Annotated in this window: 24 protein-coding genes and 1 pseudogene; 15 read left to right on the forward strand and 10 right to left on the reverse strand. The window is 39.1% G+C overall.

The annotated features are described in order from the left end of the window. Positions 1-87 precede the first annotated feature (87 nt). The gene (gene pepC / locus HT679_RS05250) at positions 88-1,422 is read left to right on the forward strand and encodes an aminopeptidase C (protein WP_050971442.1); all 1,335 of its coding nucleotides are present in this window, start codon (positions 88-90) and stop codon (positions 1,420-1,422) included. 160 nt (positions 1,423-1,582) lie between these two features. Here the strand turns inward: pepC and HT679_RS05255 are convergent, their stop codons facing one another. The 5 genes from HT679_RS05255 to HT679_RS05275 form a co-directional block, all read right to left on the reverse strand. Beyond that, the gene (locus HT679_RS05255; protein ID WP_000136861.1) at positions 1,583-2,494 is read right to left on the reverse strand and encodes a PTS system mannose/fructose/sorbose family transporter subunit IID; all 912 of its coding nucleotides are present in this window, start codon (positions 2,492-2,494) and stop codon (positions 1,583-1,585) included. Between the two features lie 23 nt (positions 2,495-2,517). Further along, complete coding sequence (locus HT679_RS05260; protein ID WP_000022712.1) at positions 2,518-3,321, reverse strand: PTS mannose/fructose/sorbose transporter subunit IIC; 804 nt, start codon at positions 3,319-3,321, stop codon at positions 2,518-2,520. 27 nt (positions 3,322-3,348) lie between these two features. Continuing rightward, a complete protein-coding gene (locus HT679_RS05265) occupies positions 3,349-4,338 on the reverse strand; it encodes a PTS sugar transporter subunit IIB (RefSeq protein WP_138699697.1) in 990 nt (329 codons plus the stop codon). A 234-nt stretch (positions 4,339-4,572) separates the two neighbouring features. Next, positions 4,573-5,592 (reverse strand): alcohol dehydrogenase AdhP, encoded by a 1,020-nt coding sequence (gene adhP, locus HT679_RS05270; RefSeq protein WP_000649181.1) that lies wholly within the window; start codon positions 5,590-5,592, stop codon positions 4,573-4,575. A 224-nt stretch (positions 5,593-5,816) separates the two neighbouring features. Further along, positions 5,817-6,629 (reverse strand): Cof-type HAD-IIB family hydrolase, encoded by an 813-nt coding sequence (locus HT679_RS05275; protein ID WP_173213357.1) that lies wholly within the window; start codon positions 6,627-6,629, stop codon positions 5,817-5,819. A gap of 189 nt (positions 6,630-6,818) precedes the next feature. Between HT679_RS05275 and HT679_RS05280 the strand changes: the two genes are divergently transcribed. The 6 genes from HT679_RS05280 (at position 6,819) to folK (ending at position 12,782) form a co-directional block, all read left to right on the forward strand. Next, the gene (locus tag HT679_RS05280) at positions 6,819-8,237 is read left to right on the forward strand and encodes an NCS2 family permease (protein WP_173213360.1); all 1,419 of its coding nucleotides are present in this window, start codon (positions 6,819-6,821) and stop codon (positions 8,235-8,237) included. 57 nt (positions 8,238-8,294) lie between these two features. Continuing rightward, positions 8,295-9,002, forward strand: a complete 708-nt coding sequence (locus tag HT679_RS05285) for a CPBP family intramembrane glutamic endopeptidase (protein WP_049512095.1) — start codon at positions 8,295-8,297, stop codon at positions 9,000-9,002. Positions 9,003-9,094: 92 nt separating this feature from the next. Continuing rightward, positions 9,095-10,069 (forward strand): dihydropteroate synthase, encoded by a 975-nt coding sequence (folP, locus tag HT679_RS05290; RefSeq protein ID WP_049512093.1) that lies wholly within the window; start codon positions 9,095-9,097, stop codon positions 10,067-10,069. A 1-nt stretch (position 10,070) separates the two neighbouring features. Then, positions 10,071-11,393, forward strand: coding sequence for a folylpolyglutamate synthase/dihydrofolate synthase family protein (locus HT679_RS05295; RefSeq protein WP_173213362.1), 1,323 nt, complete (start codon positions 10,071-10,073; stop codon positions 11,391-11,393). Beyond that, positions 11,374-11,928: a GTP cyclohydrolase I FolE gene (gene folE / locus HT679_RS05300; RefSeq protein WP_054378438.1), complete on the forward strand. Its 555-nt coding sequence runs from the start codon at positions 11,374-11,376 to the stop codon at positions 11,926-11,928. The genes HT679_RS05295 and folE overlap by 20 nt, the downstream gene beginning before the upstream one ends. A 41-nt stretch (positions 11,929-11,969) precedes the next feature. After that, entirely contained in the window at positions 11,970-12,782 is an 813-nt protein-coding gene (gene folK, locus HT679_RS05305) for a 2-amino-4-hydroxy-6-hydroxymethyldihydropteridine diphosphokinase (protein ID WP_173213364.1), read from the forward strand. 75 nt (positions 12,783-12,857) lie between these two features. Here the strand turns inward: folK and HT679_RS11550 are convergent, their stop codons facing one another. After that, positions 12,858-12,980 carry a hypothetical protein gene (locus HT679_RS11550; RefSeq protein ID WP_257881503.1) on the reverse strand — a complete coding sequence of 41 codons (123 nt, stop codon included), beginning with the start codon at positions 12,978-12,980 and terminating at the stop codon, positions 12,858-12,860. A gap of 6 nt (positions 12,981-12,986) precedes the next feature. Continuing rightward, positions 12,987-13,304, reverse strand: coding sequence for a DUF960 domain-containing protein (locus tag HT679_RS05310; protein ID WP_061765502.1), 318 nt, complete (start codon positions 13,302-13,304; stop codon positions 12,987-12,989). A 359-nt stretch (positions 13,305-13,663) separates the two neighbouring features. Between HT679_RS05310 and rplM the strand changes: the two genes are divergently transcribed. The 3 genes and pseudogenes from rplM (at position 13,664) to tnpA (ending at position 15,438) form a co-directional block, all read left to right on the forward strand. Then, positions 13,664-14,110, forward strand: a complete 447-nt coding sequence (gene rplM, locus HT679_RS05315) for a 50S ribosomal protein L13 (protein WP_001044624.1) — start codon at positions 13,664-13,666, stop codon at positions 14,108-14,110. A gap of 18 nt (positions 14,111-14,128) precedes the next feature. Then, on the forward strand, positions 14,129-14,521 hold the full coding sequence (rpsI, locus tag HT679_RS05320) for a 30S ribosomal protein S9 (RefSeq protein WP_000075973.1): 393 nt from the start codon (positions 14,129-14,131) through the stop codon (positions 14,519-14,521). Positions 14,522-14,923: 402 nt separating this feature from the next. Beyond that, positions 14,924-15,438, forward strand: a pseudogene (tnpA, locus tag HT679_RS05325) (IS200/IS605 family transposase). Between the two features lie 199 nt (positions 15,439-15,637). Here the strand turns inward: tnpA and HT679_RS05330 are convergent. From HT679_RS05330 to HT679_RS05340, 3 genes are all read right to left on the reverse strand, one after another. Then, positions 15,638-16,240: a histidine phosphatase family protein gene (locus HT679_RS05330; RefSeq protein WP_173213366.1), complete on the reverse strand. Its 603-nt coding sequence runs from the start codon at positions 16,238-16,240 to the stop codon at positions 15,638-15,640. Positions 16,241-16,249: 9 nt separating this feature from the next. After that, a complete protein-coding gene (locus tag HT679_RS05335) occupies positions 16,250-17,089 on the reverse strand; it encodes an HAD family hydrolase (RefSeq protein ID WP_173213368.1) in 840 nt (279 codons plus the stop codon). A gap of 96 nt (positions 17,090-17,185) precedes the next feature. Then, entirely contained in the window at positions 17,186-18,067 is an 882-nt protein-coding gene (locus HT679_RS05340; protein WP_173213370.1) for an AraC family transcriptional regulator, read from the reverse strand. Positions 18,068-18,174: 107 nt separating this feature from the next. Between HT679_RS05340 and HT679_RS05345 the strand changes: the two genes are divergently transcribed. The 5 genes from HT679_RS05345 (at position 18,175) to HT679_RS05365 (ending at position 22,387) form a co-directional block, all read left to right on the forward strand. Next, positions 18,175-19,611 (forward strand): glycoside hydrolase family 1 protein, encoded by a 1,437-nt coding sequence (locus HT679_RS05345; RefSeq protein ID WP_173213372.1) that lies wholly within the window; start codon positions 18,175-18,177, stop codon positions 19,609-19,611. Positions 19,612-19,687: 76 nt separating this feature from the next. Then, a complete protein-coding gene (locus HT679_RS05350) occupies positions 19,688-20,026 on the forward strand; it encodes a putative quinol monooxygenase (RefSeq protein WP_173213374.1) in 339 nt (112 codons plus the stop codon). 189 nt (positions 20,027-20,215) lie between these two features. Next, the gene (locus HT679_RS05355; RefSeq protein WP_173213376.1) at positions 20,216-21,652 is read left to right on the forward strand and encodes a 6-phospho-beta-glucosidase; all 1,437 of its coding nucleotides are present in this window, start codon (positions 20,216-20,218) and stop codon (positions 21,650-21,652) included. 51 nt (positions 21,653-21,703) lie between these two features. After that, positions 21,704-21,943, forward strand: a complete 240-nt coding sequence (locus tag HT679_RS05360) for a SemiSWEET transporter (protein ID WP_000580381.1) — start codon at positions 21,704-21,706, stop codon at positions 21,941-21,943. A gap of 129 nt (positions 21,944-22,072) precedes the next feature. Beyond that, a complete protein-coding gene (locus HT679_RS05365) occupies positions 22,073-22,387 on the forward strand; it encodes a PTS cellobiose transporter subunit IIB (RefSeq protein ID WP_173213378.1) in 315 nt (104 codons plus the stop codon). Positions 22,388-22,440: the final 53 nt, after the last annotated feature.

The raw sequence follows: 22,440 nt of genomic DNA on the forward strand, positions 1-22,440 counted from the left end.
AGGAAGAATGTCCTTGCCTTTTATGTTTTTTAGTTGCTTCCTTTGTGAAAAGAGTTATAATAGACTGTAGAATAAAAGGAGGAATCTATGAACGCGATTCAAGAATCATTTACTGATAAACTATTTGCCAACTATGAAGCAAATGTAAAATACCAAGCGATTGAAAATGCTGCTAGCCACAACGGAATTTTTGCAGCTCTGGAACGTCGCCAAAGCCATGTAGACAACACACCTGTTTTCTCATTGGATTTAACCAAGGACAAGGTCACTAACCAGAAAGCGTCTGGTCGTTGCTGGATGTTTGCGGCTCTCAACACTTTTCGCCACAAACTCATCTCGCAATACAAATTGGAGAACTTTGAGTTGTCACAAGCCCACACTTTCTTCTGGGACAAGTATGAGAAATCAAACTGGTTCTTGGAGCAAGTCATTGCGACTGCAGACCAAGAATTGACGAGCCGTAAGGTTAGCTTCTTACTCCAAATACCACAACAAGATGGTGGTCAATGGGATATGGTCGTTTCCCTCTTTGAAAAATACGGTGTCGTGCCTAAGTCAGTTTATCCTGAGTCTGTTTCATCTAGTAGCAGCCGTGAGCTAAATGCAATCCTTAACAAATTGCTGCGCCAAGATGCTCAAATCTTGCGTGACTTACTAGCTTCTGGCGCAGACCAAGCGACTGTTCAAGCTAAGAAAGAAGACCTCTTGCAAGAGATCTTTAACTTCCTTGCCATGTCACTAGGACTACCACCACGTAAATTTGACTTTGCTTATCGTGATAAGGATAATAACTACCAAAGCGAAAAAGGTATTACTCCACAGGAATTTTACAAGAAATATGTCAATCTTCCTTTAGAAGACTACGTTTCTGTTATCAATGCTCCAACTGCTGATAAACCATACGGTAAATCTTACACAGTTGAGATGTTGGGAAATGTCGTTGGTAGCCGTGCGGTTCGTTACATCAACGTTCCAATGGAGCGCTTGAAAGAATTGGCGATTGCCCAAATGCAAGCAGGTGAGACTGTTTGGTTTGGTTCTGATGTTGGCCAGCTCAGCAACCGCAAAGCTGGAATCCTTGCGACAGATGTTTATGACTTTGAATCAAGCATGGACATTAAACTTACTCAAGACAAGGCTGGACGTTTGGACTATAGCGAAAGCTTGATGACCCACGCCATGGTCTTGACAGGTGTTGACTTGGACGAAAATGGTAAATCAACCAAGTGGAAGGTTGAAAACTCATGGGGAGACAAGGTCGGTACAGATGGTTACTTTGTTGCCTCAGACGCTTGGATGGACGAATACACTTACCAAATCGTTGTCCGTAAGGAATTGCTGACAGCAGAAGAACAAGCTGCCTATGAAGCAGAACCAATTGTGCTTGCACCATGGGATCCAATGGGTGCCTTGGCAGAATAATACTCAATGAAAATCAAAGAGCAAACTAGGAAGCTAGCCGCAGGCTGTACTTGAGTACGGTAAGGCGACGCTGACGTGGTTTGAATTTGATTTTCGAAGAGTATAAAAGCATAGAAAAAAGGAATCAGGCTTAGAACCTGGTTCCTTTTTAGTTGCTTGATTACATGATGTGAAGAACATGTGCCACAATACCCACTGCGAAGAGGGCAAGGATAATAGTGATTGGAGATACTTTTTTCTTAAGCAAGTACATGCAAAGTAAAGTAAGGAGTAGTCCTGATAATCCAGGAATCAACATATCCAAGTTTTGTTGGAAAGTAGTAACTTTTTCAGGAGTTTGAGACAATCCTTGTCCTACTTGTGCGAATGCTTCTTGGATACCTTTAGACCCTTCTGGCAATTTATCCCAATGGATATAAGCCTTTTCATCTAGTTGAACTTTAGAAACATCGAAAGCAAATTTAATATTTACCCAGCGTTGAACAAGGACAGCAAGAATGAACATCCCAAGGATAGAAGCTCCTTTAGTGATATCTTGAAGGATACCACCAGACATATCTTTAGTGATTTCTGATCCAGCCTTGTATCCAATCTCTTGAACATACCACAAGAATGACATACGAATCAAGTTCCATGCAACAAAGAAGAGGAGTGGCCCCAAGATATTGCCAGTAAGGGCAAGTGAAGCACCGAGAGATCCAAGGATTGGGCGTACTGTAAACCAGAATACTGGGTCACCGATACCAGCAAGAGGTCCCATCATACCGATTTTAACCCCTTGGATAGCAGCGTCATCGATTTCCACACCGTTAGCACGTTCTTCTTCAAGCGCAAGAGTAACCCCCATGACTGGAGCAGCTACGTATGGATGAGTGTTGAAGAACTCAAGGTGACGCTCAAGAGCAGCGATTTGATCTTCTTTTTTAGTATAGAGTTTTTTGATAGCTGGAATGAGTGTATAAGCCCAGCCCAAGTTTTGCATCCGTTCAAAGTTCCAAGACCCTTGTAAGAAGGTTGAACGCCACCAAACTTTTTTACGATCTGATTTAGTTAATTGAAGTTTTTCAGTCATGATGTTTTCAGTCCTTTCTTATCTTAGTAGTCTTCTAGGATATCGCCGATTGGGTCGTTAGAAGTTGCGGCTCCTCCGCCACCATTTCCACCAGTTTTAGAAAGGTGAAGGTAGATAAGAGCGATAGCAACACCGATAGCACCGAATCCGATTAGAGTAATATCTGACACAGCAGCGAGAACGAAACCAAGAGCGAAGAATGGCCATACTTCACGAGTTGCCATCATGTTGATAACCATGGCGTAACCAACGGCAACGACCATACCACCACCGATAGCCATACCATCTTTGAGCCAGTCTGGCATGGCACTAAGGATACTTTGTACAGTTTCAGTTGGTACCATAAGGAGAAGAGTTGCAGGAAGCGCGATACGAAGTCCTTGGAAAAGTAGCGCAATAAAATGAGCGCGCTCAACGGCGCCGAAGTCACCTTTTTTAGCGGCAGCATCAGCAGTGTGAACCAATCCAACTGAAATTGTACGTACAATCATAGTTAAGAATAGACCAGCAACGGCAAGAGGGATAGCAACCGCTTGGGCAACACCGATACCTGTCTTGGTAAAGTCACCGCCAAGAACCATGATAATGGCAGCAGCGACAGAAGCAAGTGCAGCATCAGGAGCGATAGCAGCACCGATATTTGACCAACCAAGGGCAATCATTTGAAGCGATCCACCGAGGATAATCCCTGCTTCCAAGTGACCTGTTACAAGCCCAATAAGGGTACAGGCTACAAGTGGTTGGTGAAATTGGAACTGGTCGAGGATGCCTTCAAGACCTGCAAGGAAGGCTACACCGACTACTAAAACCATAGAAATAATAGACATATTTAAAATCCTTTCATAAATAATGGCTTATTTGACATTGGCTTTGTTAATCAAGTCAAACAAATCTTTTTTCGTGTCGTTTGGTACTTTACGTACATCAAATTCAACACCAAGGTCACGCATTTTTTCAAATGTAGCAACGTCTTCTTTGTCCATAGACAAAACGGTATTGACCAATGTTTTACCTGTTGAGTGAGCCATAGAACCAACGTTAAGAGTCTTGATTGGCACGCCGCCTTCGATGGCACGAAGGGCATCTTGAGGTGTTTCAAACAAGATAAGGGCATGTGTTTCTCCAAAACGTGGGTCTTTTGAAATCTCAATCAGTTTTTGAATTGGAACCACGTTAGCCTTGACATTACCTGGAGCTGCTTGTTTAATCAATTCTTTACGAAGGTCGTCTTTAGCCACGTTATCTGAAGCAACGATGATACGATTTGCTTTTGAATCTGGAGTCCAAGCAGTTGCAACCTGACCGTGAAGTAGACGTGTGTCAAGACGGGCAAGATTGATTTTCAATTTACCGTCTCCGATAACAGTTCCTTCTGGGATAGCAGTTTGGGCAACTGGAGCAGCTGCAGCGCTTGCAACTTCTTCAACTGGATTTAGCTCTTCTGGAAGAGCTTTGATGCCATCTTTGGCTTCTTTAATGATATTAGCAGCGACTTTTTCTACACCTGCAGCAGCGTCCATGAGGCGCTCTGTGTAGGCTTGAATCAACATCGGTAAGTTAAGTCCTGTGATGATGGCAAACTTACGTTCGGGATTTTCTCCCATCACGCGACTAGCTTGGTTAAATGGAGATCCACTCCAAAGGTCAGCCAAAACTAGAACCTCATCTTCTGCGTCAAATGCAGCAACAGCGTTATTAAACTTAGCGTATAGATCATCAGGGCCTTCATTTGGCATAAAGGTTACAACTTGAACCTTTTCTTGTTCACCAAAGATCATAGATCCTGACTGATGAATACCCGCAGCAAATTCGCCGTGGCTCGCAATAATGATTCCGATACTCATTATTGTCATTCCTCCTTTTTTGTTTTAGTTTTCGTTTAAGAAAACTTTAAGACTTTTTAAGTATAAACCGTTTTCATCTAAAAGTCAACTATTTATCATAAAATAATTAAAAAGATTACATCTGAAAATGTTGATATATTGAGTTTTGGAGAAGTTTTTTTGAATCCATATTTAAAAATTTAATATAAAAAAGTTGGAAGAAGCTTCCAACTTTTAAAATAAGTTTCTATGAAATTAGTGGGTGAAGTCGAGTACCATACGTCCTTGGATTTGACCTTTTTCCATTTCGTCGAAAATGGCAACAGCATCTTCTATTGGACGTTTTTGAACAACTGGAACTACTAAACCTTCTGCACCGAATTGGAAGGCTTCTTCCAAGTCTTTACGAGTTCCTACAAGAGAACCGATGACTTGGATTCCATCGAGGACTGTTTTAACGATGCTGAGTTCCATCATTTCAGAAGGAAGACCGACAGCGACGACGCGACCACCGGCACGAACGGAGTCAACAGCCTGATTGAAGGCAACTTTAGATACAGCAGTTACGACAGCTGAATGAGCTCCTCCATCAGTTTTTTCCTTGATGAGTCCTGGTACATCATCAACTTCGAGGCCGTTAATAACAATGTCAGCGCCTACTTCTTTTGCAAGGGCAAGTTTGTCATTGTTGATATCAACTGCGATAACATGAGCATTGAATACTTTTTTAGCGTATTGAACAGCTAGGTTACCAAGTCCACCAGCACCGTAAAGAACAACCCATTGACCTGGTTCAACTTTTGCTTCTTTTATAGCTTTATAGGTTGTTACCCCAGCACATGTGATAGAAGAAGCTTGGGCTGGATCAAGTCCGTCAGGAACTTTGACAGCATAGTCAGCAGTTACGATACATTGTTCAGCCATACCACCATCTACTGAGTAGCCAGCATTTTTCACTGTACGGCAAAGAGTTTCACGGCCAGTTGTACAGTATTCGCAAGTACCACATCCTTCAAAGAACCAAGCAACGCTGACGCGGTCGCCGACTTTAAGGCTTTTTACATCTGGGGCAATTTCTTTAACGATACCAACACCTTCGTGACCTAGGACACGTCCTGGTACCTGACCGAAGTCGCCATGGGCAACGTGGAGGTCAGTGTGGCAAACACCACAGTATTCAATTTCTACAAGTGCTTCCCCAGTTTCAAGTGGACGGAGTACTTTTTCTTCAACAGCAACACCAGTGCTTTCTGGATTTACAACAACAGCTTTCATAGCTATCCTCCTTGATATTGGCCGAGAACAGGGACAACAGGACTGGATTGATTTTATGTCAACAGAGTCAAGTGTGACGAGCTCTCTTGTACTTATATGTGAATTATATCACAAAAGAAAGCCTTTTCCAAGGTTTTGGGGGTAAAAAATAGAACAATCGATTAACTGGTTGATGAGACTGTGAAAAGAGCACAAAGACCAGCTAGCAAGCTGGTCAGAATGGACTATAAGAATAAGTCTTGTAGGGTTTTGGCAACACCGTCTTGGTCATTGGTCAGAGAAATTTGCTCATCTGCATAGGGGAGTAGCTCTGGGTTGGCATTTTTCATGGCATAGCCCTTTCCAGCAAAAGCGAGCATTTCGGTATCATTGTGTTCATCTCCAAAGGCAATCAAATCTTTTTTGTCGCGGTTCATTACCTTGAGCAAGTAGTCTAAGGCGAAGGCCTTGTTGACACCTTTTGGGATACATTCAAGGATATTGAGCGGACCTCCCCAGGTATTGATAGACAGTTGATGCTGGTAGAAGGCGTTCATTTCTTTTGCCAGAGCATATTTGTCACTGGCTCTAGTCTGTAACAGAATACAGTTAGGATCCTTGGTTACTAACTCAGGCTGAAATTGATTTTCAGGCTGGAAAGCTTCTACACCAAATAGTTTGGGATTGGCAATTTCTTCATTGGGATTTGTAATGTAGAATTTTTTACGGTATTCTCCAGCGATAAAATCGGCTTGAATGTCCTCTGAACGTTGAACCATATCTAGCAGATATTTTTTGTCTACAGTTAAACACTTTTCAAAATCCCAAACTTGGTCTGGTAAATGAGTGAGGGAGCCGTTGAAATTAATCATAGGAGTGTTTAAGCCTAGTTCACGGTAGAAATCTTTTGACATGCGGTAAGGGCGACCTGTCGTAATAATAACCTGATGGCCTTTTTCAGTAACTTTTTTAATGGTTTCTTTGGTAAAGTCAGAAATCTGACTGTCTGAGTTGAGCAGGGTTCCATCCAGGTCTAGTGCAATAATTTTTTTCGTCATATGAACCTTTCTAGTGTCTTTCCAGATAAGATGTCTTCTATTATAACAAAAAGCAGACAGAAAAGCAGATTCCAAACAAAAAATGAAATTCCATCAAATTCTTAAATAAATTAAACAAAGATATTGAAAAAGTGAATGATAAATGATATAATTCTATTATTGTTCGTAAAAATTAAAAGGAGATTGATAATGGACAAATTATTTAAACTAAAAGAGAACGGTACAGACGTTCGTACAGAGGTTCTCGCTGGTTTAACAACTTTCTTTGCAATGAGCTATATTCTCTTTGTAAACCCACAAATTCTTTCGCAAACAGGAATGCCTGCTCAGGGTGTCTTCCTCGCAACGATTATCGGTGCAGTTGCTGGTACCCTGATGATGGCTTTTTATGCTAACTTGCCATACGCTCAAGCGCCAGGTATGGGACTCAATGCCTTCTTTACCTTTACAGTTGTATTTGGACTTGGTTATTCTTGGCAAGAAGCCCTAGCTATGGTCTTCATCTGTGGGATTATTTCATTGATTATTACCTTGACAAATGTTCGTAAAATGATCATTGAATCGATTCCCAATGCTCTTCGCTCAGCTATTTCAGCTGGTATCGGTGTCTTCCTTGCCTATGTAGGGATTAAGAATGCTGGACTTTTGAAATTCACGATTGATCCAGGAAACTATATTGTTGTAGGAGAAGGGGCTGACAAAGCTCAAGCAACGATTGCAGCAAACTCTTCAGCAGTTCCAGGATTGGTTAGCTTTAATAATCCAGCTGTTTTGGTGGCTCTTGCAGGACTTGCTATCACAATTTTCTTTGTTATCAAAGGAATTAAAGGGGGAATTATCCTCTCTATCTTGACAACAACTGTTCTTGCTATCGCAGTTGGTTTGGTAGATTTGTCTAGTATTGATTTTGCTAATAACCATGTTGGTGCAGCTTTTGAAGATTTGAAGACAATCTTTGGTGCAGCTCTTGGTTCAGAAGGTTTGGGAGCTTTGATTTCAGATACAGCTCGCTTGCCTGAAACTCTGATGGCCATTCTTGCCTTCTCATTGACAGATATTTTTGATACAATTGGTACCTTGATCGGTACAGGTGAAAAAGTTGGTATCGTAGCGACAAATGGTGAAAATCACCAATCAGCTAAGTTGGACAAGGCTCTTTACTCTGACTTGATTGGTACTTCAATTGGTGCCATCGCTGGTACTTCGAACGTAACGACTTATATTGAGTCTGCTGCTGGTATCGGTGCAGGTGGACGTACTGGTTTGACAGCCTTGGTTGTAGCAATCTGTTTTGCGATCTCAAGCTTCTTTAGCCCACTTCTAGCGATTGTACCAACAGCCGCTACAGCTCCAATCTTGATTATCGTTGGGATTATGATGCTGGCTAGCTTGAAAAATATCCATTGGGACGATATGTCTGAAGCGGTTCCTGCTTTCTTCACATCTATCTTTATGGGATTCAGCTACTCTATCACCCAAGGAATTGCAGTTGGTTTCTTGACTTACACTTTGACTAAGCTTGTCAAAGGTCAAGCTAAAGATGTTCATGTCATGATTTGGATTTTGGATGCCTTGTTTATCCTTAACTATATCAGCATGGCCCTATAATAGAATGACCCAGGGGGATTTCCCCCTTTTTTTAATACAAAGTCTAGGAGATGAATGATGGAAGAGAAAAGTATGTGGAAAGAATTGTTGAATCGTGCAGTCTGGATTTTGGTCTTTTTACTTGCCGTAATTTTATATCAGATTCCTTTAGCGGTTACTGCTATTTTAACTTTAAATGCAGTACCACTGTTACAGTCAGGACTGATAGTTGCTGGTATTTCGATTGTAGTGTTGGCACTATTTATTATCGGAGCTCGTAAAACGCAATTAGCTAGTTTTAATTTTTCTTTTCTAAGAGCTAAGGATTTGGCACGCTTGGGCTTGAGTTATTTAGTCATTATCTGTTCAAATATACTTGGTTCTATCTTGTTGCAACTGTCAAATGAGACGACAACAGCTAACCAGTCTCAGATTAACGATATGGTTCAGAATAGTTCTCTGATTTCCAGTTTCTTCTTATTGGCCTTGCTTGCTCCAATTTGTGAGGAAATCTTGTGCCGTGGGATTGTTCCTAAAAAGATTTTCCGAGGAAAAGAGAACTTGGGATTTGTAGTCGGTACGGTTGTGTTTGCTTTATTGCATCAACCAAGTAATTTACCTTCTTTATTGATTTATGGAGGTATGTCGACAGTTCTATCTTGGACAGCCTACAAAACCCAACGTTTGGAAATGTCGATCTTACTTCACATGATTGTGAATGGGGTTGCTTTCTGTTTGTTGGCTCTTGTGGTGATCATGAGTCGGATTTTAGGAATTTCTGTTTAAGGTTTTTACAATTGCTTACTTGTTTCTACTGGGAAAAAGATGAATGCAATCGTGTCCATCTTTTTCTTTTTATGGTAAAATAGAGAAATAATATGATGAAAAGCCTTGAGGGAGTGACCGATATGTCAAGTAAAGCCAATCATGCAAAGACAGCTATTTGCGGAATTATCAATGTAACCCCAGATTCTTTTTCGGATGGTGGTCAATTTTTTGCTCTTGAGCAAGCGCTCCAGCAGGCTCGGAAGTTGATAGCAGAAGGAGCGAGTATGCTAGATATTGGCGGAGAATCGACTCGGCCGGGAAGTAGCTATGTTGAGATAGAAGAGGAAATCCAGCGTGTTGTTCCAGTGATTAAAGCGATTCGCAAGGAAAGTGATGTCCTTATCTCCATTGATACTTGGAAAAGTCAGGTGGCAGAGGCTGCTTTGGCTGCTGGTGCCAATCTAGTTAATGATATCACTGGTCTCATGGGTGATGAAAAAATGGCCCATGTGGTAGCTAAAGCGAGAGCGAAAGTGGTTATCATGTTTAATCCAGTCATGGCACGACCTCAGCATCCTAGCTCGCTCATCTTTCCTCATTTTGGCTTTGGTCAAGCTTTTACAGAGGAAGAGTTAGCTGACTTTGAAACATTGCCAATCGAAGACTTGATGGAGGCTTTCTTTGACAGAGCCTTATCGAGAGCGGACGAAGCTGGTATTGCACCAGAAAATATCCTGTTGGATCCGGGAATCGGCTTTGGTCTGACCAAGAAAGAAAATCTACTTCTTTTACGGGACCTGGATAAACTACATCAGAAAGGCTATCCAATCTTTCTCGGAGTTTCGCGCAAGCGATTTGTCATCAATATCCTAGAGGAGAATGGTTTTGAAGTCAATCCTGAGACAGAGCTTGGTTTCCGCAATCGGGACACGGCTTCGGCTCATGTAACCAGTATCGCTGCAAGGCAGGGTGTAGAAGTGGTGCGCGTGCATGACGTAGCTAGTCATAGGATGGCAGTTGAAATTGCCTTCGCTATTCGTCTGGCTGATGAAGCGGAAAATTTAGATTTAAAACAATATAAATAAGATGAAAGAATTTGAAAATAATCAGTGGATTGCTAACTATCGGACGGATCAACCGCATTTTGGCTTGGAACGAATGGTGGAACTGTTAGCTTTGCGCGGCAATCCCCATCTCAAACTCAAGGTCATCCATATCGGAGGGACCAATGGCAAGGGTTCGACCATTGCTTTTTTGAAAAAAATGCTAGAAAAGCTAGGCCTGAGAGTTGGAGTGTTTAGCTCGCCCTATCTCATTCATTACACAGATCAGATTAGCATCAATGGGGAATCCATTCCAGTGTCTAGACTAGAAGCTCTCATGGCAGACTATCAGTCGTTGCTTGAAGGAGAAGTGGCTGCCAATTTGCAGGAGACAACCGAATTTGAGATTATCACAGCCATAGCCTATGACTACTTTGCTTCAGAGCAAGTAGATGTGGCCATCATGGAAGTCGGCATGGGTGGACTTTTAGATAGTACCAATGTCTGTCAGCCTATTTTGACAGGAATTACGACTATTGGATTGGACCATGTAGCCCTACTTGGTGACACCCTGGAAGCCATAGCAGAGCAGAAAGCTGGTATTATCAAACAAGGTATTCCTTTGGTGACAGGTCGTATCGCTCCAGAAGCTTTGGCTGTGATTGACCGCATTGCGGAAGGGAAAGATGCTCCGCGACTTGCCTACGGGGCAAATTATCAGGTTCGTCATAAAGAAAGTGTGGTGACAGGTCAAGTCTTTGACTATACAAGTGTTGTCAGACAAGGTCGCTTCCAGACTGGCCTGCTTGGTTTGCACCAGATAGAGAATGCTGGGATGGCCATAGCTTTACTTGATACTTTTTGTCAAGAAGATGGTCGAGAGCTACCAGCTAATATCTTGATTGCTCAAGCTCTGGAAGAAACAAGATGGCCGGGGCGTCTGGAGGTCGTGTCAAGGAACCCCTTGATGATCTTGGACGGGGCCCACAATCCCCATGCTATCAAGGCTTTATTAGCAACCTTGCAAGAACGCTTTGCGGATTATCGTAAGGAAATCCTCTTTACTTGCATCAAAACCAAGGCCTTAGAGGATATGTTGGACTTGCTGGGGGCCATGCCAGATACCGAGCTTACCCTGACACATTTTGACGACAGTCGGGCGACTGATGAAAGCGTGCTGAAAGAGGCAGCTAAGTCTAGAAATCTCAGCTACCTAGATTGGCAGGATTTTCTAGAGCAGAAATTGACAGATAAAAAAGAAGAGAAACAAACAGTTAGGATTGTCACTGGTTCCTTGTATTTCTTGAGCCAAGTGAGAGCCTATCTGATGGAGAGGAAAAACGAAAATGGATACACAAAAGATTGAAACTGCTGTAAAAATGATTATCGAGGCTGTAGGAGAGGACGTTAATCGCGAGGGCTTGCAGGAAACACCTGCTCGTGTCGCTCGTATGTACCAAGAGATTTTTTCAGGTCTTGGTCAAACAGCGGAGGAACATTTGTCAAAATCTTTTGAGATTATTGACGATAATATGGTGGTAGAAAAGGATATCTTTTTCCATACCATGTGTGAACACCACTTTCTGCCATTTTATGGGAAAGCGCATATTGCCTACATTCCAGATGGTCGTGTGGCAGGTTTGTCTAAGCTAGCCCGTACAGTTGAAGTTTATTCGAAAAAACCACAAATTCAAGAACGATTGAATATCGAAGTAGCCGATGCCTTGATGGACTATCTAGGCGCTAAAGGAGCCTTTGTTGTTATTGAGGCGGAACATATGTGTATGAGCATGCGTGGTGTCAGAAAACCAGGAACTGCAACCTTGACGACAGTAGCTCGTGGTCTATTTGAAACAGATAAGGACCTCCGCGACCAAGCTTATCGTTTAATGGGACTGTAAAAGAATCCGCTTGAAGCGGATTTTTCTAGAAAGGAATCATTATGGATCAACTGCAGATTAAGGATTTGGAAATTTTTGCCTATCATGGTCTTTTTCCTAGTGAGAAAGAATTGGGGCAGAAGTTTGTTATTTCCGCAATCCTATCCTATGATATGACCAAGGCGGCTACAGACTTGGATTTAACGGCCTCTGTCCATTACGGAGAACTGTGTCAGCAGTGGACGACTTGGTTTCAGGAAACAACTGAGGACTTGATTGAAACGGTAGCCTACAAACTGGTAGAACGTACCTTTGAGGCCTATCCTCTTGTCCAAGAAATAAAGCTGGAACTGAAAAAGCCTTGGGCGCCAGTGCATTTGCCACTAGAAACTTGCTCAGTGACCATTCATCGTCGCAAGCAACGGGCCTTTATCGCCCTAGGAAGCAATATGGGGGACAAGCAAGCAAACTTGAAACAAGCCATTGACAAACTGCTAGCTCGTGGCATCCATATTCTCAAAGAGTCCAGTGTCTTAGCGACGGAGCCTTGGGGTGGTGTGGAGCAAGATAGCTTTGCTAATCAAGTGGTTGAGGTTGAAACCTGGTTGCCAGCCCCAGTTCTATTAGAGACCTTGTTAGCCATTGAGTCAGAGATGGGACGGGTGAGAGAAGTACATTGGGGGCCTCGTTTGATTGATTTGGACTTGCTCTTTGTAGAGGATCAGATTCTTTATACAGACGACCTCATCTTGCCACATCCTTACATAGCGGAACGCCTTTTTGTCCTTGAGTCCTTACAGGAAATTGCGCCTCATTTTATCCATCCTACATTAAAGCAACCGATCCGCAACTTGTATAATGCTTTGAAAAAATAGAAAAACTCTAGTTTTCAGTCACTTGCAACTGAAGGCTAGAGTTTTTATACTCTTCGAAAATCTCTTCAAACCACGTCAGCTTCCATCTGCAACCTCAAAACAGTGTTTTGAGCTGACTTCGTCAGTTCTATCCACAACCTCAAAGCAGTGCTTTGAGCAACCTGCGGCTAGCTTCCTAGTTTGCTCTTTGATTTTCATTGAGTATTAAAATAGGTCATTTTCTTCTGGGAGGAGGATAGTCTCTCTACCATCCAGATCTAAAACCAGTACTCTCGGTGGATAAAGAGGGTCGAAAGGATGATTAAAGTCAAAATCAATAGCTGTAGGGAGATGTTGACTTGAAAAGTGGAAGGTAATTTTTCCATGGTTATTAAGCAATTGAAACTCAAGTTCTTCTTCCAATTCAAAGACATTTTTTAAGAAATGGTCGATGATATACCAAAAAGAGTCAATGACGTCATCAGGCAAGCTGGTAACAATGCCAAAACTAGCCGACCGCATCTGGGTATTGGTAAAAGCCATATTTTTGCCCCCTTTCTTTTCCCTTATCATACAGCAAATAGGATTAAAAATCAAGAAAAGGTGATTTTTGAAAAGGATTTTAGTTACAGGGAGAAATAGGGAAAAAATTCCCAAAAATCTATCGAAATTAATAGGTAAATTCTCAAATTAACTTGATTATATAACTTTCAGTTATTTTGAGAAGTTACGGTTTGGAAAAATATTTTTCATATCTATTGACTTTTAGGGGTGAAATTTGGTATTATAGTAGGCGGTATTGTTTACCCCATTTGAAAGGCCCCGGAACCTTCCAAATACTTTTCGATGGGAAGGAACACCCATCACCGTAAACAAAAATCGAACTATATATAGGAGAAATCATGAACAAAACAACATTTATGGCTAAACCAGGCCAAGTTGAACGTAAATGGTACGTAGTTGACGCAACTGATGTACCACTTGGACGTCTTTCTGCAGTAGTTGCTAGCGTACTTCGCGGAAAAAACAAACCAACATTTACACCACACACTGATACAGGTGACTTTGTGATTGTTATCAATGCTGAAAAAGTTAAATTGACTGGTAAAAAAGCAACTGATAAAATCTACTACACTCACTCAAACCACCCAGGTGGATTGAAACAAATCTCTGCAGGTGAACTTCGTTCTAAAAATGCAGTACGTTTGATCGAGAAATCAGTTAAAGGTATGCTTCCGCACAATACACTTGGACGCGCTCAAGGTATGAAGTTGAAAGTATTTGTTGGAGCTGAGCACACTCACGCTGCACAACAACCAGAAGTTCTTGACATTTCAGGACTTATCTAAGGAAAGGAACAATAAAGTATGTCACAAGCACAATATGCAGGTACTGGACGTCGTAAAAACGCTGTTGCACGCGTTCGCCTTGTTCCAGGAACTGGTAAAATCACTGTTAACAAAAAAGATGTTGAAGAGTACATCCCACACGCTGACCTTCGTCTTGTCATCAACCAACCATTTGCAGTTACTTCAACTGTAGGTTCATACGACGTTTTCGTTAACGTTGTAGGTGGTGGATACGCTGGTCAATCAGGAGCTATCCGTCACGGTATCGCTCGTGCCCTTCTTCAAGTAGACCCAGACTTCCGCGATTCATTGAAACGCGCAGGACTTCTTACACGTGACTCACGTAAAGTTGAACGTAAGAAACCAGGTCTTAAGAAAGCTCGTAAAGCATCACAATTTAGTAAACGTTAATTCGAAAGAATTACTATACTTATACAGAGCACCTTTCGGGGTGTTCTTTTTTTATACTTTCTTACTAAATTGGTGCAATTGACACAGTTGTTGCGACTTTAGTCGCTTACAAATGTGGCTACAACCTGACAAGGTCAGTTGCCTCAAAACGTTAATCAATACGATTATATCAACGTTTCAAAGCACTCAAAAGTTTATCTTATGGGTGCTTTTTTCGTGTTTTTTTGAAAAGTTTACCTTAAAGTTTACCTTATTATGTGACTTTCAGTCCGTCTCGCTCCGTTAGGTGCGAGACAAAAAAACCACCCGCTATGCGGGTGCGCGTCGAAGGTTATACCAAAAAACTCCAAACGCGATACAATAAAGGTGTTCAAGCCAATTGTAAAGCGAAAGGAGAAAAATATGGCACAAAAGGCTCATAGTTTATCACACACAAAGTGGATGTGTTCTATCACATTGTGCTCACTCCTAAGTATAGATGAAAAGTCATTTATAATCACTATCGAAGCAGTTTGGGAGAAATATTCCGCCACTTATGTAGTTATAAAGGTGTTGAAATTATCGAGGGTCACTTAATGCCTGATCATGTACATATGTTAGTAAGTATTCCGTCGAGGATAAGTGTTTCAAGTTTTATGGGGTATTTAAAAGGTAAAAGTGCACTCATGATATTTGACAAACATGCCAATCTCAAATACAAGTTTGGGAATCGGCATTTTTGGGCGGAAGGTTATTATGTGAGTACGGTTGGACTCAATGAAGCCACAATTAAGAAATATATTCAAGATTAAAGAAATTATCCAGTGGATGATTTCTTCACGAGTATAAAAATTTGAGAACGAGTAAAGCATGATATAGCACTAGATAAATTGAGTGTAAAAGAATATGAGGATCCCTTTAGGGATAGTGGTAAGTAATACTAAAGCCTCTTTAAGAGACAAGTGACGAGTCAAGAGCAATGAGGCTTGAACAATGTGAAAGCCAGCGTTTTTAGGCGCTGGCTGGTAATTTGGGCTTATAGCCCTGTGACAAACCACCCGTTTGACGGGTGGTTATGATTGTCGTAGATGATAATGGTTAAAACTAACGGATGTAATAAATTAAATTATCTAATTTTTATTGAATAGAATTATTATTCCAGTTGCTAAAATCATGATTGATAACTTCTTCCAGATAAAAAATATCGTTAGAGTATGTGAATTTGAGAATACAACAATTTGTCATTCTATTGTTAATAGTTGTTTTTTCGTAATTTTCCCAGACTGTAGCAAAATTTCGAATAGCTGCTCCATGGGACACAATAAGGATAGAGTTGCCCTTAGCTTCCTTCATAAGCGAACAAATAGTGTTATTTATTCGCTCTTGTAATTCTAATTGAGATTCTCCACCATAATAGACGAAAAAGTTTTCGTAAGGAATAGATGGATTAAGTTCTTCACTTTCTCCTTCAAAAACACCAAAATTCCATTCTTTTAGACCTTTAATTCGTTTATAAGGCATTTTTCCATCGGTTACAATTTCTAAAGTGTCGCACGCGCGCTCAGATGTTGAACTAAAAGCACTGTCAAAGATAATTCCATGTTCTTTGAAATATTCACTTGCTACTTGAGCTTGGTATATCCCAAAGTCTGTTAGCGGAGAATCACACCAACCTTGTATAAGATGACGTTTGTTGAAAAGAGTTTGTCCATGACGCATTAAATAGAGAGTTTTCTTCATTTTAATATCCTACAGTAGATTAAGTTTTTTAAAGGCATTATAAAGTCCATCTTGTCTAACATCATCTGTTATAATATCAGCCATAGCTAGTATTTCAGGACCCCCATTACCCATAGCCACACCAATATGGCAGGTTTCGAGCATTGGAATATCAACTTTAGCATCACCGAAAGCAATTGTATCAGTATGATTCGCTCCTAAATGCTTAAGAATGATGTTAACAGCATGGGCTTTATTAATATCCTTTACCCCTAAGTCACCAAATAGAGCTGATTCTCCTCGGCCTCCCCAAGTACCAGCTTTTAGTTGCGGGAAAGCTTTTTTAGAATCTAAGTGATTTTGGTAGGAATGGAGAATAAAACTAATTTTATTAAGATCGTCTCGGTATAGTTCTCCACCATAAACTAATCCATGTAGCGCATCTTCTGGATCCATGTTTAAAATTTGGTCTTCACTAGCTCCTTTACCTAAGGCATAGATGCGGAGTATCTGTCTTGCAGCATCACGAAAATTACGGCTCGCAAATAATCCGTTATTACTTTCAAGATAGAACTCTAATCCTCTTGATTCAAGCCAATCAACAACTTGTTTGGCAGTCTCATACGGAATCAGTTGATGCATGAGAACTTGATTTTTGTACTCTATGTAGGAACCATTTCCTCCAATGATACCATCGAAGCCAATATCTAAAATTTTGTTTGGCATCTCAGCTTTACTTCGTCCAGTGCAAAGGAATACTAGATGTCCATTTTTACGTGATTGTTGGATAGCTATTTTAGCTGAATCGGGTATGTGGTTATCGTAGTCAACAATGGTCCCGTCAACATCAAGGAAGATAATTTTTTTCATACTTTTACTCCATTTTTTAGTTTGATTTTACAGTATGATAATGAATCTTTCTACTGCTATTCTAGCCAATTGTAATACTTTTCTATGGTAAAATATCTATTTTTCCATTTCTTCTCTATATTTTCGAGGAGTAGTTTTATAAATTTTTTTGAATTGGCGATTAAAGTTTGATAAGTTTTTAAAACCTACCTCTGAGGCAATTTCTAGAACAGAGAGAGTAGAGTGTTGAAGAAGTTCAGTAGCTTTACGTAAACGGAAGTGGATGAGATAGTCCATACAACTAACTCCTAAATTTTTTTTAAAGAAATTCATAAAGTGTGTTGGACTATACCCACATAGTTTTGCTAGAAGATTAATTGATAAATCTTCCTGATAGTGTTCGCTTATATAATCGATAATTGTTCTAATTTTTTCTTCTCTACGATAACCATCTATTGATTGTTTACTTGAATAAACGTAATTATATTGAAAGAGAAGATGAAGAAGTTTTAGTAACTCACTTTTTAATTCTAGTTCAAAAAATGTCTTTCTATAGTATCCTATTTCCATTGAATTAATTAGTGTTTGTCTAATTTCTGTATAACCAGGTTGATTAGGTTTAATCACACGTTTAAAGTCTAGTTGTCCATTATATAGGGGGTGTAAGTAATGAATTGCTGCAAAATCTTTTGTAGAATAACCAATTAAGTCTAATTGAAAGTTGATTGCATCCATGTAGTGATAAGTATGTTCAATTGGATGTATAGAATGTAAGGCATTAGGACGAATTAAAATAATATATCCTTTCTCACTGTTAAAATAGTCTGTATCTATATGGAATCTTGCTTGTCCTTCGTGTACATATATGATTTCCATATCTGTATGCCAGTGAAAAAGAATATCAGGTAGACCATCTTCCATAATAGTCCGGGTAAGAGAATAGGGAATTAATTCATTTTTATAAGGCGTGTTTTTATGTAGTTGTCCAAGATCAATCATAGGTTTCCTCTTAATAGGATAGTATCGTTTTTTGCTATTATTGTGCAAGATTTGTCACTTTTATTTAATTATAATATAAGTATAGAAAAAAACAAAGGAGAAAATAAATGAGTAAATTTCCTAAAGAATTTTTATGGGGTGGAGCTACAGCAGCTAATCAGTATGAGGGTGCTTATAATGTAGGTGGTAAAGGTTTATCGGTTCAGGATGTGACACCTAGGGGTGGAATTCCAGTAAGTGATAATGATCTAAATCCATTCATTACAGAACTACCTACAGAAGATAATCTCAAATTGGAAGGAATTGATTTTTATCACCGTTATAAAGAAGATGTTGCATTATTTGCAGAAATGGGATTTAAGGTATTTAGAACATCGATTGCATGGTCTCGTATTTTTCCAAATGGTGACGAATTGGAACCAAATGAAGAAGGTTTACAGTTTTATGATAATCTTTTTGACGAATTAGCTAAATATGGTATCGAACCTTTAGTAACATTATCCCATTATGAAACTCCACTTCACTTGGCTAGAAAATATAATGGATGGGTTAATCGTAATTTGATTGGTTTTTATGAGCGCTATGTAAGAACTGTTTTCAATCGTTATAAAAATAAAGTCAAATATTGGTTGACTTTTAACGAAATCAACTCTGTTTTACATGTTCCTTTTATAAGTGGTGGTATTGCAACTCCAGTCGAGAAATTATATAAACAAGATCTTTATCAAGCGGTTCATCATGAGTTAGTTGCATCCGCTTTGGCAACGAAAGTTGGACATGAAATCAATCCAGAATTTAAAATTGGATGCATGGTTTTGGCTATGCCAACATATCCTATGACACCGAAGCCAGAAGATGTGCTGGCTGCGCGTGAATTTGAGAATCAGAATTATCTATTTTCAGATATTCATGCTCGCGGTAAATATCCTAAATATATTCAAAGATTCTTTAAAGAAAATGATATCAATATCAAATTTGAATCAGGGGATAAGGAGTTATTAGCTGAAAATACTGTGGATTTTATTTCTTTCTCTTATTATATGAGTTCGGTTCAAGCACATGATCCTGAAAATTATCAATCAGGCATTGGAAATTTATTGGGAGGAATTGCTAATCCTTATTTGGGAAGTTCAGAATGGGGTTGGCAAGTTGACCCTATTGGTTTACGTATAGTGTTGAATAATCTTTATGATCGTTATCAGTTGCCGTTGTTTATTGTTGAAAATGGTTTGGGTGCTAAAGACGTTCTAATTGAAGGTGCGGATGGACCTACTGTTGATGATGACTATAGAATTGATTATCTCAAAAAACATCTACAACAAGTAGGTGAAGCTATTGAGGATGGAGTAGAATTGTTAGGTTATACTACATGGGGATGTATTGATTTAGTATCAGCTTCAACGGCCCAGATGAGTAAGCGTTATGGATTTATTTATGTTGATAGAAATGATGATGGATCTGGAACATTAAATCGCTATAAGAAAAAATCATTTTATTGGTATAAAGAAGTGATTGAAAGTAATGGCGAAACGTTAGATAATTAGTTCATAAAAAACAAGTTTAGATCCTCATCTAAACTTGTTTTTTAAAAATTTGAAGGATGATTTTGGAGGATATGAGATGACATTGACTATTCATGTATATTATAAAGGAGATGGAGAAAACGCAATAAAGTTTGCAAGAGAAATGCTTGAATCAGGGATTGTTGCAGAAATTAGAAATCAAAAAGGCAACTTGAAATACGAATATTTTTTACCAATTGAAAAAGAAGGAACTATTCTTCTTATTGATCAGTGGACAAATCAAGAAGCTTTAGATGAACATCATCAATCAAAGACAATGCAGAAAATCTTAGATTTAAGAACAAAATATCACTTGCAGATGCAAGTTGAACGTTATATAGAAGATGATTCTGGGATACCAGAAAGCGATAAGTCGTTTATAGACATGGGGGATTAGAATTATTGTGAGAGTTTTTGTAGTTTGAAAGTATTGCAAATCGTAAAGATATCATTACGAGAATACAAGAAGATATTGTTCTATTTCCATTTGAAATTACTTCTTTCCTTAACAATAAGGAAAAAGAATGCGTTCTCATCTTTTGGTTTGAGGTTTATAATAAGAGTATCAAAGTCAGGAGGAAAAAAGATGACTACTTTTAAAGATGGATTTTTATGGGGTGGAGCTGTTGCTGCTCATCAACTTGAAGGCGGATGGCAAGAAGGTGGCAAGGGAATTAGTGTTGCTGATGTTATGACTGCTGGTCGCCATGGAGTAGCTCGTGAAATTACTTCGGGAGTTTTAGAGGGTAAATATTATCCAAATCATGAGGCGATAGATTTTTATCATCGTTATAAAGAAGACATAGCACTTTTTGCTGAAATGGGATTTAAGTGCTTCCGTACCTCTATTGCATGGACACGTATCTTTCCAAAAGGTGATGAGTTAGAGCCGAATGAGGAAGGATTACAGTTTTATGATAATCTTTTTGATGAATGCTTAAAGAATGGTATTGAACCTGTCATCACTCTATCTCATTTTGAAATGCCTTACCACTTAGTGACCGAATATGGTGGTTGGAAAAATAGGAAATTGATTGATTTCTTTGCTCGTTTTGCAGAAGTCGTATTTAAACGTTACAAAGATAAGGTTAAATATTGGATGACTTTCAATGAAATCAATAATCAAGCGAATTATCAGGAAGATTTTGCACCATTTACTAACTCAGGTATTGTATATGAGGAAGGTGATAATAGAGAAGCAATTATGTATCAAGCAGCACATTACGAATTAGTTGCTTCTGCACGAGCTGTAAAAATTGGTCATGAGATTAATCCAGATTTTCAAATAGGTTGTATGATTGCGATGTGTCCAATTTATCCAGCTACTTGCAATCCTAAGGATATCTTAATGGCAATGAAAGCTATGCAGAAACGTTATTATTTTGCTGATGTGCATGTTTTAGGTAAATATCCTGAACATATTTTTAAGTATTGGGAACGAAAAGGTATTTCAGTTGATTTTACAGAGCAGGATAAAGAAGATTTACTTGGTGGGACTGTAGATTACATTGGTTTCAGTTACTACATGTCCTTTGCTATCGATTCTCATCGTGAAAATAATCCTTATTTTGATTATCTTGAAACAGAGGATTTAGTAAAAAATAATTATGTTAAGGCTTCTGAATGGGAGTGGCAAATTGATCCAGAAGGTTTGCGTTATGCGTTAAATTGGTTTACAGACCACTATCACTTACCACTCTTTATTGTTGAAAATGGTTTTGGAGCTATAGATCAAGTTGCAGCAGATGGTATGGTACATGATGATTATAGAATTGAATATCTAGGTGCCCATATTCGTGAAATGAAAAAGGCTGTAGTTGAAGATGGTGTTGATTTAATGGGTTATACTCCATGGGGATGTATTGATTTGGTTTCAGCTGGTACCGGTGAAATGCGGAAACGTTATGGCTTTATTTATGTAGATAAAGATGATAATGGGAAGGGAAGTTATAATCGTTCCCCGAAAAAATCTTTTGGCTGGTATAAGGAAGTTATTTCATCTAATGGCGAATCAGTAGAATAGTGTAAACAAACTGAGGTTATTCTCAGTTTGTTTAGTAAATTGGGGTAACATATGATTGGAAGTATTGCAGCAATTTTAACAACATTTGCATTTTTACCACAAGTTTTTCGTGTAGTTAAGACAAAGGATACGGAATCTATTGCTCTAGGTATGTATGTTATGCAAGTTATTGGTATTGCATTGTGGCTTGCTCATGGTATTCGTATAGGTGACTTACCTTTGATTTTAGCAAATAGTGTTTCATTTCTATTTTCAGGAATAATTTTATTTTATAAATTGAAGTATAAATAATTTTTTTCCATATCATTTAGGAAAATGAGGGAATTGTCATTGAAAACGCTTTATCTTATAATGAGATTAGATAACAAATAAGCCAACTTAGCACAGCTTTGATTGGATTTAAGAAAAGGAGAAAATATTATGGCAAAAGCTTTAATTATTTGTGCAGCAGGAATGTCTTCATCACTTATGGCAAAAAAAACCACAGAATTTCTAAAAGGAAAAGGGAAAGATATTGTGGTTGATGCTATTAGTGCTACTGAAGGAGGGAAAGCTATCGCAGCAGCGGATTTTGATTTATATCTTGTTAGTCCTCAAACAAAAATGTACTTTAAGCAATTTGAAGAGGCTGGTTCTAAAGCAGGAAAACCAGTTGTACAAATACCTCCTCAAGCATATATTCCTATTCCAATTGGTATTGAAAAAATGACCAATTTGATTCTTGAGAATATTTAATAAACATATAAAATGCCATTAAATATTTAAGTTAAGCTAAATTGTTTTGAGTT

It is taken from the genome of Streptococcus sp. 4886 (assembly GCF_013276485.1).
GTDB lineage: Bacteria > Bacillota > Bacilli > Lactobacillales > Streptococcaceae > Streptococcus.